General features: G+C 59.9%; 1 protein-coding gene. It reads left to right on the top strand.

Annotated features, from left to right (window positions below):
• Positions 1-25: 25 nt before the first annotated feature.
• On the top strand, positions 26-850 hold the full coding sequence (locus AC5ZG5_RS46040) for an SMP-30/gluconolactonase/LRE family protein (protein ID WP_456647232.1): 825 nt from the start codon (positions 26-28) through the stop codon (positions 848-850).
• Positions 851-1861 lie beyond the last annotated feature (1011 nt).

Genomic DNA, 1861 nt, shown 5'->3' with positions numbered 1-1861 from the left:
AATAACCTCTCGTCCTGCTCCACAAGTGGGGGAGTTTGCGCGACCACAGGTGGGGGAATTTGAAGTGACCGTCCGGGATCTCTATGTCGTCAATTTCGGCAAGCAGGGCACGATCGGCAAGCTCGCGCCCGGCGCTGCCGCGTCCGAGAAGTTCATCGATCTTCCTGAAGGCAGCGTGCCCAGCTCCATTCGCTTCGGCCGCGACGGCACAATGTTCATCGCCGATTACAAGAAGCACAACATTTTTGCGGTTAAGAAAGGCAGCACGCAGCCAGAGGTCTGGTTTCATTCCGATCAGATGAACCAGCCCAACGACATGACTATCGCCCATGACGGTACGATCTACGCGAGCGATCCCAACTGGAAGGGACGCACCGGACAGATTTGGCGGATCGCGATGGCCCCTAATGGATTGGTACAGGGCCACGTGATGACCGCGCCGCGCGCCATGGGCACAACGAACGGCATCGATCTTAGCCCTGATGAGAAGACTCTCTATGTTGGAGAATCCTCCAACGGTCAGATATGGGCTTATGACCTTCGCGGAAACGATCTGGCCAATGCGAGGCTCGTCAAGACATTCGATCGCGACACGATCGATGGGGTGCGTGCGGACGTTGCGGGTAAGCTGTTGATAGCCCGTATCCTGAAGGGTTCGATTGCAGTCCTGACCCGAGACGGCACAGTCCAGAAAGAGATCGCGCTAAAAGGCAAAGAGCCGTCAAACCTCGCCTTCGGTGGTAAAGACGGCAAAACGATTTTCGTCACGCAGCGGCAGGGCGGCTTCATCGAATCCTTCCGCACGGACCAGGAAGGACGCGAGCATTGCCTGCAAAAAACTGATTGCTAGAGATGGCAATGGCTAACGGCGGCGCTCTTCAAGATCGGGATGCGCAAGCTCGAGTGCCACGCCCGCAATCCCACCATGATGACGGCAATGTTCGTGCCCTCGACGGAGTTCGGCCTCGCGCTTGCTCTGGCCGGCACGCCGGCGACAAGCGCCCTCGGGGAATTCGATTGCGTGAGCGGCGCCGCATCACCCAATCGATGTTTGATGTCTTGACCCAGCTTCAGGGGCTTGCGCGGGCACGCCGGCGTGATCGAGCCCGACCTCGCTGACCTGACAAAGCCGAACCGGTACATGCTCCTGCTGCGCTCCCAGCTTCGTGCGCAAAAGCCCAAGATCTTGAAGAGAGGCCCGCCGGCACGGGCTGGCGATCGCGCCCATGCCGGAACAACATGAGCTCAAGGCCGTCAAGGCGATTGGTCTGCGCGAGGTCGTGCTGGTCGGGCGTCGAAGACATCCCGTCGCTGTCGCTAGTGCAACGCGCGGGGGCGGCGCCGGTGCGACGAGGCATTGGTCGGCCATGGCAATCATTCCATGTTCCCGGCGCAGGCGGCTGCGCCGAGTGCTCACAGTTTTCTAAGCCGCGATGCGCCTCAGGATATCGGCGTGGGCGCCGTTGCTGGGCGGCGGCAACCTCAATCTCGGGCTGCTGCTGCCATTCTGCTGCCCCTCACGAGGATCAGGGCTGTTGCTAATCGTACTGCCGCGAGGCAATCGTGAGATCGTGGACCTTCTCCGCACCGCCCACCTTGATGTTCTAACAGTCATTGAGGTGTTGCGCCAATACTGGACGCCGATCCGAAATCCGCGCGCCCCGTCGGTCGTCGTGGACAGGCGAACCTCATACCGGATTGACCATTATTCGGCAGTATCGTTCCCGGATGCAAATGTCTGCGCAGGTCAATGCGACACGGGCAGACAACACTGCCGTCGACAACTAGTACCCGGAATCAGAGCTGAGTGATACGGCGCCCTGTGAAGCGGCGTTGACGGACCTTTTTCTTGGTCCAGACG

Source organism: Bradyrhizobium sp. Ses1, assembly GCF_059512365.1.
The sequence above is the reverse complement of the archived record's forward strand: the minus strand, read 5'-3'. Positions and strand labels throughout refer to the sequence as shown.